We start from the raw sequence: 14,150 nt of genomic DNA, 5'->3' as shown, positions 1-14,150 counted from the left end.
TTATCATCGCGTAAGTTTCACCCACCTGCGCATTGTAATTTCTTAAGCTCAATCGCCCTCCTAGCAACTGTTTAACTCGATACATCGCTGTTTCTGACAGTGAACGTCTGTGGTATCCATACCGCTCTTTCCAATACTTATGTGAGCCGTATAACTTCTGGCAACCCACGGCGAGATTTTGGGGGTGACCACGCTCCCAGAAGGTTGTTCCTTCTGACTCGCTTAATCTTAATAGCTGCGTGCCACGCTCTCGTGTCGTGAGCGCCATCACCAGACACCTCAAGGAGGCTTCGGCGTGTTTGTTTCAGTAAGTTAGGGAGGACTTCTCCATCTGTAACCGTCGATAAACTTAGCTCGGCTGCAATAATTTCATGAGTGCTTGTATCGACTGCAATATGTGCTTTCGCCATAAACCTTAAGGCCAGTAACATCAGTGGCTAGGTGCTGTATTGCTCCTTAAATGAGACCCCAACTTGCTTAGCTCTACGCTGATGCAGGTGTAATGTGGACAACTTAATGGAACATGGAAATCTAAATAGCGAGTCGACAAATCCTTGTAGCGCTGCGTATTTCGGTGATTGCGATCGCTCGTTTCGGTTTATTCCGATCACTTGATCCTGCCGTTTTTCTCTCTTCCTATTTTTACTCTAAGTGATCGGATTGCGCCAGTTTTCTCATCGACTCACCTCCTAGTTCTATTCGATGACTATTGTGTACCAGCCGATCCATTAGAGCGTCTGCGACAGTGGCGTTACCGATCATGTTGTACCACTCCTTTACAGGTAACTGACTGATGACGATCGTGCTGCTGTTTTGGTAACGATCTTCAAGCACTTCTAATAAGTGACCTGCATGCTCTTGGGTTAGCTTTTCCATCCCCCAGTCGTCGAGGATTAGTAGAGCTTTCTTAGCCAACGATTGAAGTTGCTTTTGATAGCTACCGTCCAGACGACCTGCGGTCAGGTCATCAAGCAGGCGAGTTAATCGGTAGTATCTGACCGTGTGTTGTTGGTCGCAGGCACTGGTTGCCAGTGCGCAGCCAAGATACGTTTTGCCAGCACCTGTTGGGCCTGTGATCAAGATATTCTGGTGCTTATGTAGATAACTGCCCGTTAGAAGTTCGCTCATCTGTTTACGATTGAGATTTCGTCCCTCCTTGTAGATGAGTTGGCTCGGCTGAGCATCCACTCTCAGTTTGGCTTGCCGTTTTAAGCGTTGGATTTTTGTCTGATTGCGATTCAAGATTTCACTTTCCAGAAGTAGGCTTAGCCTTTCCTCGAAGTCCAGCTCTGCGTAGGTGCTCAGTTGTTCTTGTTGCTGCTCTAACGCTTTCACTGCATGGCTCAAGCGGAGGGTTTTGAGTTGGTCGTTCAGTGCGTTCATTTGTATTTCTCCTAGTGATAACAGTTCGGGCCACGGACATTGCTATGAACAAGGTTCGGCGTGCTCGTGTTGTCTTTGCTCAGTTGTCCTTCACGATTGTTCTTCAGCAGATTGTTGATGAAGGTGTAGTTCGGTTTTGTCAGCATCAGCGCATCTTTACAGGCTTGCTCTAAGCGCGACTCGCCATGCGCTTTACTCAGATTGAGCAGCCCAAGGCAGGAGCGATACGACTGCTCTGGATGAGGCTTGGAGTAGAGCATCTTATTGATGACTTCTCGTGTGGCTGGGCCGATATTGGCTCCCCAGTTGAGCAGGCGTCCAGGCGACCACTTCTGATGTTGATGATTACTCGGCATGTGCTCTGGTTGGGTGCTGTTTCCGCGCTCTCTTTGGCTGCGTGGATGCTGGGCTACCAAGTTACCTTGATGGTAGATCTGCACCAGACGGTTGGAGGCTTCCAGTTCGACATGGTGACCAACAAGTTGATGTGGCACCGAGTAGTAGTGGCGGCGATATTCTATGTGATAATCAGGCCCAACCTTGGCTCGCTTGGTTTCGGTATAGAGGTATCGCTGCTTAGGTAGCGGCTTTAACGCTGGCTTATCGAGTTTGTCGAACAGCGCTTTGCGGCTCGCACCATACTGTTTCATCTCACGTTCGTTTAAGTCATTCATAAGCTCACGGATGGCAAGGTTCAGCTCTTTGAAGGTATGGAAGGTTTGATGTCGTAGTCGCATCATGATCCAGCGTTCCACTAGGAGCACGGCATTCTCTGCCTTGGCTTTGTCTTTCGGTTTGTAAGGGCGAGCTGGCATCACTGCGGTTTGATAGTGATTCGCCAGTTTTTGATAACTGTCGTTAAGTCTCGGCTCATAACGATTGGCTTTGGTGACCGCGCTACGTAGATTATCGGGAACCAAGAGCTGTGGTACACCACCGAAGTGCTCGAACGCATTGGCATGCGCCTCTAACCAGTAAGACTTACCTTGACTCGGGAAGGCTTCAACATAGGTGTAATTGGACGCACCTAAGGTCGCCACGAACACTTCTGCTTCGCGCACTTCACCTGTATCAGGGTTGACCACTTGAAGCCGAGGCCCACAGTAATCGATAAACAGCTTGTCACCTGCCACATGGAGCTGGCGCATGCTGCGCTTTTGAGTTTTGAACCAACGAGTGAAGTGCTCGCAGAACTGAGTGTAAGCGTAAGCTTGTTCTTGATATTGCTCATGGTATTCCTGCCACAACAACATCTTTGTCATGCCTTTACGTCTGAGTTCGACTGCGTATTGAGTGAAGTCTGGCATGACTTTATCGCGACTGGCTTTCTTGCCGTGATACAGCGCTTGCGTGAGATCAGCATCGCTGCAACTTTCGGGTAGAGGCCAGCCAAGTTGGCTTTGTTTAAAGCGAGTAAGGAGTTCCGATATGGTGGACGGGCCGAGTTTCAGGCAAGAAGCGATACCACGATTGGAGAGACCGCAGTCGTACTTAAGGCGTAATACCTCTTTGATTTTGTTCATTGGAGTTCTCTTTTTGGCCATTGTCGCTTCCTTACGTTCTTGTTTAAGAAGTAAAGAATAGCGAGCTATTGATTTAAAAGAGAAAAAGGAAGGATTTCGGGCATTCCGATCGCGGTTTTCGCTATTCCGATCACCGATTTCGGAGTTAGGCTAAAAGTGATCGGATAATCGCGGAATCAGTGATCGGTTTAAACCGAAATGGGTGATCGGATAATCCCGAAATGACTGATCGGAATGCTCCGAAATATGCAAGCGCTCTCAGTGGCATAGAAAACACGCGTTTCACCATGAGTGCTGTCGTGATAGCCAAATCACTGAACCGACGTGGTCTCCCGCGCTTATTCTGTTTGCTTTGCGCCCAACCGCTTATCGCCTCTTCATCAAACCAAAAGGTCAGAGAACCACGGTTAATGAGTGATTGGTTGTATTGCTTCCAGTTGGTTGTTTTGTAAAGAGGTTTAGGAATAGGGCTGCGAGAGAGAGTGGATGTAGCTGACCAGATCGTAGGTTCTTGATTTAGTTCCATTGAACCACATTGGTTATATACTTACTCATAGCAAGCTACCCGCTCAAGCGTATGTGTTTAGCGCTGCCAATATTCAACGAGTCATGAAGAATTAAGGAATTAGCTGCCAAACCGCTACAATGACACTCGCTTCCAAAAGCAAAAGGTTCTCTATTTAATAAAAACTGCGGTTTATTTGCTTGGTTCCGAAATAATGTTTCACGAGTAAAAGCCTAAGTTAAACCGGATAACCAAACTCGGCGACAAGTATGTACACTATAAGCTCATGGCGTTAGAACAGCGATTGTCAATCTTTTTGGGAAAAAACTGAGATAATGGTGTCGAGGAATTTTAGAAAGAGCTGGGCAATAGTGACCTCCCCGCAAAAACGCCCGGAGCATAAGATTACTGTTACACAACCAAACTGAATATGAAAACTATGCTTTTTATACCTAACATTTCTCTCTGTGCCCAAAGCTAGTCATGCAGATTAATTTATGGACTGTTGGCCTTTTCTACAGCTTGGTTTGACAGATATTGATTAAAGACCGAATCTAACACCCCCTCATTGACTGGTTTTGTGATGATTTCTGCGCAGCCAACCTCACGCATTTTAGTTAGGTTTTCCTCGAAGGCATCAGCGGTACAAGCGATGACGATGCTATCACTATAGGGTGAAGATAAAGCCTTAATACGTTTCGTAGCCTCAGTACCATCCATAATAGGCATATGGTTATCCATCATGATTACGTCATAAAAGGTTCTGCTCGCTTGCTCAAAACCTTTTTGTCCGTCAAGGGCAATATCACACTTAAAACCTCTTTTCTTTAGGAATTTAGATAGGATGATGCTATTTACACGATTGTCTTCAACAATCAAAGCTTTCAGCCCTTCGCCATTAAATAACTTCATTGGTTCATTTATTTGCTCTCTAGGCTGTGATACAACTTTGACAGGCACGCAAATGATAAAGCGTGTCCCTACACCTACTTTACTTTCCAAGTTAAGCGTGCCATGCATAGTATCTACGAGCTTGGAAATAATAGTTAAGCCAAGTCCAGTCCCGCCAAATTTACGCGTAGTTTTCCCATCGCCCTGAGTGAATGGGTCAAATATCGTTGCTTGTTTCTCTGCGGGGATACCAATTCCCGTATCAGACACCTTAATTTCTAGATAATCGTTGTTATTCATTTGCGTGAGCCGGGTAGAAAAATGGATCTCCCCTTTTTGAGTAAACTTCCACGCATTATTGAGAAGATTAAGAGCTATCTGTGCTAACCGGGTCTCATCGGCAACTAGGTGTATTGATGTTTCAGAATAGGCCGTTCCTTCAAACGTTATACCTTTATCTAAGCATAAGGGTCGATAACTATTTTCAATTTTATTGTGTAGGTCAGCCAGTTTAAATTCAGAAAGATTAAGCGTCAGCTTACCAACCTCAATTTTAGAAAAATCTAGTATATCGTTGAGAATTGAGATCATATGGTGCCCGGAAGAGAGCAAGGTTTGTTCAAGCTCATGACGCTCATCTTTATTTTTACACTGTGTCAGCAGTTGAGCTGCCCCCAAAACCCCGTTCATAGGGGTTCTCAACTCATGACTAATAGAGGCTATAAATTGTGATTTAGCGACACTTGCGGTTTGGGCTTCAATGGCTACTTTTTTTAATCGGCGCTCAGACTTTTCTAGTGACTGATAAGGAGATATGAGGAGCTTTTTACCTGTAAAATAGACCAATATATATGTCAACGCACCAGCTATCGATAACGCAACGATGAGTGAACGGATAAATTGGTTACGATTGTTTTGATAGATAGCAGGGTTAATACTGTAAACTAAATCCAAGTCGTATCTAGGGAGGTATGTTGTATGTTGCGTCCAATCAATTGGGGGAGGCATACCCCAACTATTATCGCTTTGAATTAAACTTACTTGATATTGTTCGGAGAACCTCAACGGTGATAAAAAGGCGTCAATATCAAATGGCTTCACATACACAAGTAAACCTTCTAGAAAACCGTTGTACAGTATTGGAAGAGCAACCATTAAGTTATTACTATCATCTTGAAAGGTAAATACCCTAAACACACTCGATAGATCTCCTTGTTCAATCTTAGTGTGCAGTTGAGCGAACAGTTCATCCGGTAAGGTTAACTCTTGATAAATTGGGTCACCAAGAATATCCAAGATCACAATATAGTGCTTACCCGTCACTGGTTTCACGATTGCTAGTCTATCACTAATCTCTTGTGGTGTAGCCCCCCCCCCTAAAGCGGTAGAAATCACCACTTGATGTGAGGCAATTTTCATCGCTAAATTTTCGGTATTATTCAGGGATTGGCTAATATAACTCTCTGCCGTACTTAGTTTAATTGAGGTATTGATTTTCTCCAGGTTTCTTATTGATTGCTGAGCTTGCTGCTCTAAAAGTCCATAAGTGATAAGAGCGAACACAACCATCGAGATAAACAAAAATACACCGTAAAGCTGAATACCACTGAGTTTTGGTCGAGTTTTATAGATCATTAATCTGCCTTATTAATCTTAGCTGAATCTAACAGCTTGATGGCTCCCACTTGAGTGTACCTCGCCATGCACAAATCATCGGCTCCTAGCGCCTCATGAGCATCAGGATGTGCCACGTCATAAACGCTAAATGGTTGTTCATACGTCTTTAGCAAACCTTGAACCGGTGTGTCCATCTGCTCCAACGCCAGCTTAAGTAGCTGTCGATTATTCACCATATCATCGGTGAGGGTGATACTTTGTGCGGCTTGAATAAATACTTTAGCCAGATCATAGCCATGCACAAAGCCAGCTGGGGCGTCAATAAAATCATTTGTAAACTTATCAGGGAATAGCGCCGTAGCTTGGCGGTATACCTCCTTCGATAGATCGTTCTCCGGAGAGCTATAAAAATTAAAACAAGATTGAACAAAGCTTAAGGCAGTTCTCTGGCGAGCATCAAATGAAACTCGCTGAGAGAAACCACCTCCGGTGATCCCCCAATGACTGAAAATTTTTGGTGGTTGTTCAAGATCAGAGAGAGCTTTGACTAATAAGGGGCCTTCTCGTGAATTCCCTACAAACAGGACACATTCAACGCCGGTTCGATTAAGCTCGGCGGCTATCACACGAGCCAGAGCCTCGTCAATTCCCCAATTAAACCAAGTAACCCGAGCTTTTAAGTGTGTGCTGTGGTCGGCTACTGATTGGAAAATCGTTTTGTAATTAGACTTACCCCAAGGCGTTTTTTCTAATAATAAGTCAACAGATTGGCAACCATTATTGATTGCTGTTGAGACCAGTTTCCCCCCAACTTTTGTGTCGTCAACAGAGAGGCGAAATACGAAATTCTTCTCAGACGGGTAGCGAGTTATAGGACCGCCTGCAGCCCATGGCACCAAAATCAACAGTTCACTTTCATTGATATAATCGCGATATTTTATCAGGGGGGAAGAATGCAACCCGGCGAAGAAAACAATTCCATTAGGGTCTTTCTGGTAGCGCTGCATATTGAGCTTGCTTCGCGCCGTATTCCCACGATGGTCAAGTACTTCGAACTCTACTGGAATGCCAAAAAGTTGATTACCATGCTGAGAAAAAGCCGTTTTTACACCCATTTCTATTGCCTCCGCTGAGGCTAGATGCACGGTTCGATCCGAGTCTAGATATACTTTGAGAACAGAAGGGGCTGTTATAGCTGGCGTAGAGCCAACCACAAATAAGCCGATGACTGTAGATTTAAGCCATTTTTTCATTCCGTAGCCCCCTTAATATAAGTTATTGTTTTATTTATGATTTGAATTCTAGACTAGATATTTAGACTTGCAAATGATTTAGGAGGAAAAGTACGGCAGAGGTGCATAAGTGATTCAATATTGACACCATTTACTCTTGAATTGAGGGTTAGCTCTCGACGCCTTCCCATTCATCTAACCATCGAGATAAATGATTTTCAGACATTGGCTTGGCAATAAAGTAACCCTGTGCGACATCACACCCTATCTTACGTAAATACACCCAATCCTCAAGATCTTCCACTCCCTCAGCCACGGTCTGCATTCCTAATTGCTGGGCCATCTTGAAACTGGCTTCAAAAATCACGCGTAAAGACTTATTTTTATGGGCCCCATGCACAAAACTTCGGTCGATCTTAAGCTCACTGAATGGAATATCTCGTAACTGGGCCAACGAGGAATACCCCGTCCCAAAGTCATCAATAGATAAAGCAACACCTTTAAGTCGCAGTCGTGTCAGGATGTCCAACGCTAACTGCCGATCATTCATCAGCCGGCTTTCCGTTACTTCCAAGACTAAGTTTGACAATGGGACTCTAGCCTCATGTGCAATGTTTTGAATCTTATCTGGAAACTCCAAGGACGTCAGACTTTCCATTGAAATATTGATTGACATACAAAGCTTTGCGCCCACAGATTGCCAACGTTTGCTCTGTTCCAGAGCATTAGCTAAGACAACCATCGTCAAGTCATCTATCAGTCCATACTCTTCAACAAGTGGGATAAATTTATCAGGTAACACTAGGCCATCTTTAGGGTGTTGCCAACGTACCAAAGCTTCTACACCGACAATTTCACCATCTCGAAGCCTGACCTGTGGTTGGTAGTAATTGATTAGCTCACCTTGTTGAATAGCTCGACGCAGATCAGCTTCAGAATACTCTTTCAGGTCATCAAAACATTCCGTCTCTAGATGAGCGGCCTGATGCTCAATAATTTCTTTTAACTGAGTGGGACTAAAAGGCTTATGGAGACAACCAAAAATATTAAGTTGATAAGTGGTTGCCAGCTTTTTAGCACTGTCTAGAATGGCTTGTTCTTCACCACTCATCAAAATAACACCTCCCTGGTAGCCTATACGCCCCAAGTGACGGACAAACTCTACTCCGTCCATCTTTGGCATCTGCAGATCACAAAAAATTAGTTCTACCTCTTCAGGATGCATTTCTAATTTTTGAAGAGCATCAACAGCATGTTCATATTGATGAACAACAACCTTTTCATTCACAAAATCCTTTAATTGATGAGCAAGCAACTTCATTAAAAACGGCTCATCGTCAATCAACATTATCGCCATACACTTCTCCTATATAATTTTTTTATCAAGGTAGCAGATCACTTCCTCTTCCGTCTCTGCAAAACACTTATCTAACAGAGTCATGGTCAACTCCACCACTGCGACATCACCTATAGTACAAGCATTTTCAAGCTCGGCACACAAGTCACCTAATCTCATCGCGCCCACTGAACGAGATGAAGATTTGAGCTTATGAGCGATACTGCTCACTTCTCTAATATCCTTAGCGGAAGAAGCGGCTCTTAACTGTTCCTGCTGTCTTGTCATTAAACTCAAAAAATCAGTCAAAAAATCACACATAACAGCTGGCTCATTTCCGACAAGCTCAGCGAGCTTACTGACAGTCAATATTTCAGAGTCCCTAGGCTGTTCCTCTTCAAGTAATCCAAGTTCAGGCACTCCATTCTGGTTGGGCAACCATGTTTCAAGAGCCTCTTTAAGTAAATGAAGCTGGACAGGTTTTGTAAGGTAATCATTCATTCCTACCGCCTTGGCTCGACTCTTTTCACCTCTCAAAGCGTTGGCTGTCAAAGCTAGGATAGGTTTTTGTGCCCTCTCCAAGTTATCCTGTCGTATCGCTTCCGTTAATGCATAACCATCCATTTCCGGCATATGTAAATCCGTTAATAGCAACGCATAACTTCCCTCTTGCCAAAGTTGATAAGCCACCAATCCGTTCTCAGCAACCTCTGCCGCATAACCTAGTAGACTCAACTGTTTAAGGATGACTTTTCGGTTGATGCTATCATCCTCTGCAACCAAGATTAACCGTCCTTCTGCACGGGCTTGTGCCACACTCGGTGCCGCAGTTAACGGCAGAGACTCTTCCCCCACTTGATCAAGTATTATTTCAGGCGAAACAATTCCGGCAGCCACTGAAACAGACTGTAAAAACTCTTTTCGCCGCAATAGGTTACAATTTAGAGCAACAAATTCAGGGGATTCAAATTTCAGGGGCCGAGGCTGATCTCGAGTCATCAACAAGTGCCTAATATACCCACTTTCAATTCGTGAACTTTTCAATGTTTTCAGAAAAGCGATGGTAAGTTCCGGGACATGTTTTTGCGGACCAATAATTATAACGACAACCTCTTCAAGCAACTCAGCAATACGTAACGCTTCGGAATGGGTGCTAACAACTTGAACATTAGCACCCGAATGCTCGAGGTAAACTCGTAGAGCGTCAGTATCAAATACTGAGTTCTCAACTAGGATACACTTTGTCTCTGAGAGTAACGATAAAGGTGGTATGATCTCTTTCTGATAAATTGCCAAAGGTAAGCTAACTGTGAACGTAGAGCCTTCTCCTAACTGACTGTTTACTTTAATATCTCCGCCCATTAAGTCCACTAAGCGCTTCGAGATCGCCAATCCTAACCCAGACCCCCCAAAACGACGCGTTGTGGATGACTCCGCTTGAGAGAAAGAAGTAAATAACATAGCTAAGGCATCCGACGATATTCCAATGCCGTTATCCTCGATATTGACAACCATTTTATTATCAACAATGTTCACGCGGACTGAGACGTCTCCTCGTTTTTCCTTACGACCACCACTAAACTTAATTGCATTACCAATTAAATTATAGAAAATTTGCCGCAACCGGATTGGATCAGACAAAATATAACTTGGAAAAATCGGGGCAATAAATAATTGCAAGTCAACCTCTTGCTTCTCAGAAACGGAGACAAGCGAGGAGCATACCCCTTCTATAAGTTCTTCGACAGATACCGGAAATTTTTCAAGATCTAGCTTACCAGCTTCAATTTTTGAGAAATCTAAAATATCATCGATGAGCCTCAGAAGGGCAAACGCAGAGTCATGAATAGTTTTAACTTCATCAACTTGATGGCACTCCAGCTGACTGTGTGACAAAACCTCTAACATACCAATAACCCCGTTCATTGGCGTCCGTATTTCGTGGCTCATTGCCGCCAAGAAAGCCGATTTAGCATGGCTTGCTTGTTCCGCCTCAATTCGAGCTTGCTCTAGCTTTTCATTTGTTGACCGTAATGACGCTGTGCGTTCAGACACCCGTTGGGCAAGTTTTTTACGCTCCTGCTCTATGACAAAATTGGCCGCTTTTTGCTGCTTGGTTGCCTCCTCAAGTTGTCGTAAAGCCTGATGACGTTCGGTTACGTCCCTAACCATTGAAATACAACGCCTTTTCCCTCCAGGTAGAAAAATGTACTGAAGATTGACTTCGACTGGAATGAGATGACCATCTTTATGTTTATGAACAGTAGAAATATGGACAACCTGCTGTTCGCCATTTAACAAGGGTTCAAGCAACTTCCGGTAACGGTTTTCATCGAACTCAACTTTGAAATCAACGGCAGTAAGATCCAACAACTCTTCTCTGGAATAACCAAGTTGACAAACGGCACCTTCATTAACATAGCTGTGGCGAAGCGTTTCTGGATCAAAGATAAATGCCCCATCTTCAATGGCATTCAGCATAGCCATCGCTTCTTTATTTTTCCTCTCTGACTGAACACGCTGGGTAATATCCCGAATAGCGACGGCCACCTGCAAGCCCTTTTCCGACTCAACAGGGCTTAAACTAATGTCAACCGGAAAATCAATCCCCCCTTTACGTCTAGCCATGGTAGAGAGTTGCTCAACACGAGCTCCTTCACCCAATTCTTCATTCTCGAAGAAAGAGCTATTGATATTTGAATAAATACCAGGTAAAAATCGATCTATTAATTGGCCTTTAAGTACATCTTTCCCCCAATTAAAAACAACCTCAGAATGGCTGTTGGCCTGAGTAATACAACCCCCCCTCTCTATTATCAGTATGGCATCAGGTGCAAACTCAAAAATATCAATGAAACGACGTTCATGACGCCTATTTTCAGTTACGTCGTGCATAGCAACCACAGCACCTAGGCGCTTACCATCGAGATCACAAATCGGAGCTCCACTGGCCAAGACGAAGCGGGGACTTTGACCATTAGCGATTATGCAAAGTAGATCATTTTGAATATGCTCACCATTAAATGCTCTAAGCAACGGTATGTTTTCTTTCGCCATCGGTGTTCGCCCGTCACCTTCATATAAATTGTAATAATTACTCCAGAGTTCGGGGGGAATCTGTAATGGGTCAGATCCATGCCACTCTCTTGCTGTACGGTTAAATAAAGTTAAATTTCCGTCCGCGCCACAAGCCACCACCCCTTCACTCAAACTCTCTAAAAGCATTCGATTGAGCTCTTCTTGTCGCTTTAGTTCTTGAGTGCGTTCATTAACACGATTTTCTAACTCCTGGTTTAGGCTCTTAAGGGATCCTTCGGCTTCTCTCCTCGCCGAGGCCTCATGATGCAGCTTTTCAGTTGTTTGATGTGAAACAATCAACATCCGAAAAAGGAAAAAAAACAGAATACTTAAGAGCCCCCCAGTTCCAGCAACAATACGAGGCAGCGAAAAATCGAGACCGGCTTCAAACACGGGGGTAGAAGTATAGATGATCGTCCAATCTCGACCTGCAACATTAATCACCTCCGAGCGTCGAAATGTCGATATGAATTGCTCGTCCACAATACTTAAGGCGCTATTCCCGTCATACAGCAAACTATTAGGGGTGTCTTCTGCGCCATCATATAACCGAAAGCTTACCGTTGAGACGTTAGATTGAAGGATACCTTGCATGAGATCTCTTGCGCGGAATGGGCTGTAAACATAACCAACAAAGGCCTCCCTTCGCTCTTCAACTGTATCAGGGGAATAAAGCGTTTTGTAGATAGGTAAATAAAGCAAAAAACCAGCTTGTTTATCCTCAGTAATCTCCTGAACTAACTCAACCCTACCGGATAAAGCAGCTCTTCCTGTATCTCTTGCCGTAGACATAGCCTGACGCCGAACGGCTTCAGAATACATGTCAAAGCCAAATGCCTGCCGGTTGCGAGCATCAAAAGGCTCCAAATAGATAATGGCCGTGTATTCATCTCGCGCCCCCTTAGGTTTAATCTCATACTGAGGAAAACCTTCCGCCCGAACTTGCTGCACATGCGCCTCTTTATCTCGCGCCGAAATAGGAATTGAAACACCAATCCCCTGTATACCAGGATAATGCAAGCCAAGATTTAACTTATCGATATAATTCGCCCACTCCTCACGATTGACCTGTTCAGAAGCAGCAAATAGAGCAACGCCCCCTGAGAGGGCCTGTTGATAATTCAACATGCGATTTTGAATCAACGCTTTAACGTCTTGGGTATAATTAGTAAAACGGCTTTCAGCATTGCGTTCAACATAATTTCGTGCCATAGACCAACACGCTATTGTTGCACTGAGTGACAATATTAATATACTTAAAGATAGCTTTATGGCCCGAGGCTTCCCAGTCATACATACTCCAAATCAACGATTGACGACACGAATTCTTACGAAACCAGTAAAAGGACGAACAAACTAGAACCTAATTAATATAAATGTATATCCACTAGTTGTAGTACAACACCAAACATAAGGAAAGGGCTCTATCCGCTTAGATGAGCTTGATTGATTGGTAAAAGTTAGAGTGAGTTTCTAGGATTGAATTTTGTCTAATCTTCAATTTAAAGGGGATTGTCGCACTTATTATCTGAAATCGGGTGTAAACGAAATTCCATATTGATAATCTACAAAATTATAGCCTTGGGATTCCGGTGTTTTTCAAGGTAGTTGTCATCATTTTCTTGCTTATTAAGCAGCTTCTCTTTCTGGATTTAGGTGAATGTCACCAACAGGCGCACAGTTCCTGATATCACCAGACCACCGCTCAAGCTTTCGCTGTTTTGCTGCTAGCAATACCTCTACACGACGCTTCAAGATATCTTTATCTTTTCCATTGTGACGCTCTGAAGGCGTGACGTGACGTAATTTAGCTTACTCTGCTTATGCTCGGTGTTGTACCAGCGTACGAAGGCTTCAACCCAACTTCGACTACTATCGATTGTTTCAAAGCCCTTTGCTGGCCAGCTTGGCATGTACTTTCCTGTACGGAACAATGACTCGACATACGGGTTATCATCACTGACTCTTGGCCGGCTATACGATGAGGTAATACCTAACTCTTCCATTTTTGCTTTAAACGTCAGCGACTTCATCGGTGCACCATTATCTGAGTGAAGAACCAGTGCTTGATTGAAGCATTGCTCTCGCATCAACGTTCGTTGCAGAAGTTGTGACGCCAGCTCACCGCATTCATGCTCATACACTTCATAACCAACAATTTTTCGACTGTAGATATCCTCAATGACATACAGGTAATAGTGTTGGCCTCGAACCCTTGAAGGTAAGTGATTGATATCCAATGCATAAAATTGGTTCGAGTCCGTCGCTGTGTAACTGGTTGGCTTCGTTTGCTTCTGTCTGCTCCGCTGACGACCTCGTTTGTGAAGTTGCCCCTGCGTACTCAGCACTCAATAGTAGATCGACTCAGAGGCGATATACTCACCTCTCTCAAGCAGTGTCAGGACGATTTGAGTTGGAAGCAAGCTTGCGAACTCAGAGCGGTTACACACCTCACGCTCTTCCTGTGACAGCTTGTTAGCAGGCTCTGGTCTGATGCATATGGCCTTTTGTCAGCTTGGACTTCACCTTACTGATACCAGCGACGATACGTTCTCAAGTCAATTTGAACTTCATGGCAAGCTGGC

6 protein-coding genes and 3 pseudogenes are annotated in these 14,150 nt (G+C 44.1%); all 9 read right to left on the bottom strand.

Annotation, left to right across the window (positions count from 1 at the left end):
* Positions 1-563: pseudogene (locus tag ACED53_RS21085) on the bottom strand (transposase); the annotation flags it as partial.
* Between the two features lie 79 nt (positions 564-642).
* Positions 643-1,383: an IS21-like element ISVch3 family helper ATPase IstB gene (gene istB / locus ACED53_RS21080; RefSeq protein WP_011988345.1), complete on the bottom strand. Its 741-nt coding sequence runs from the start codon at positions 1,381-1,383 to the stop codon at positions 643-645.
* Between the two features lie 11 nt (positions 1,384-1,394).
* Complete coding sequence (gene istA, locus ACED53_RS21075) at positions 1,395-2,927, bottom strand: IS21 family transposase (protein ID WP_017101221.1); 1,533 nt, start codon at positions 2,925-2,927, stop codon at positions 1,395-1,397.
* Between the two features lie 220 nt (positions 2,928-3,147).
* A pseudogene (locus ACED53_RS21070) lies at positions 3,148-3,372 on the bottom strand (transposase); the annotation flags it as partial.
* 534 nt (positions 3,373-3,906) lie between these two features.
* The gene (locus ACED53_RS21065; RefSeq protein WP_017100853.1) at positions 3,907-5,937 is read right to left on the bottom strand and encodes an ATP-binding protein; all 2,031 of its coding nucleotides are present in this window, start codon (positions 5,935-5,937) and stop codon (positions 3,907-3,909) included.
* Positions 5,937-7,172, bottom strand: a complete 1,236-nt coding sequence (locus ACED53_RS21060) for an ABC transporter substrate-binding protein (RefSeq protein WP_017100852.1) — start codon at positions 7,170-7,172, stop codon at positions 5,937-5,939. The genes ACED53_RS21065 and ACED53_RS21060 overlap by 1 nt, the downstream gene beginning before the upstream one ends.
* Before the next feature lie 148 nt (positions 7,173-7,320).
* Positions 7,321-8,508, bottom strand: a complete 1,188-nt coding sequence (locus ACED53_RS21055; RefSeq protein WP_017097882.1) for an EAL domain-containing protein — start codon at positions 8,506-8,508, stop codon at positions 7,321-7,323.
* A gap of 9 nt (positions 8,509-8,517) precedes the next feature.
* A complete protein-coding gene (locus ACED53_RS21050) occupies positions 8,518-12,777 on the bottom strand; it encodes a CHASE domain-containing protein (protein ID WP_231904336.1) in 4,260 nt (1,419 codons plus the stop codon).
* 417 nt (positions 12,778-13,194) lie between these two features.
* A pseudogene (locus ACED53_RS21045) lies at positions 13,195-14,150 on the bottom strand (transposase); the annotation flags it as partial.

It is taken from the genome of Vibrio sp. 1F169, from assembly GCF_041439605.1.
Lineage (GTDB): Bacteria > Pseudomonadota > Gammaproteobacteria > Enterobacterales > Vibrionaceae > Vibrio > Vibrio tasmaniensis_A.
The sequence above is the reverse complement of the archived record's forward strand: the minus strand, read 5'-3'. Positions and strand labels throughout refer to the sequence as shown.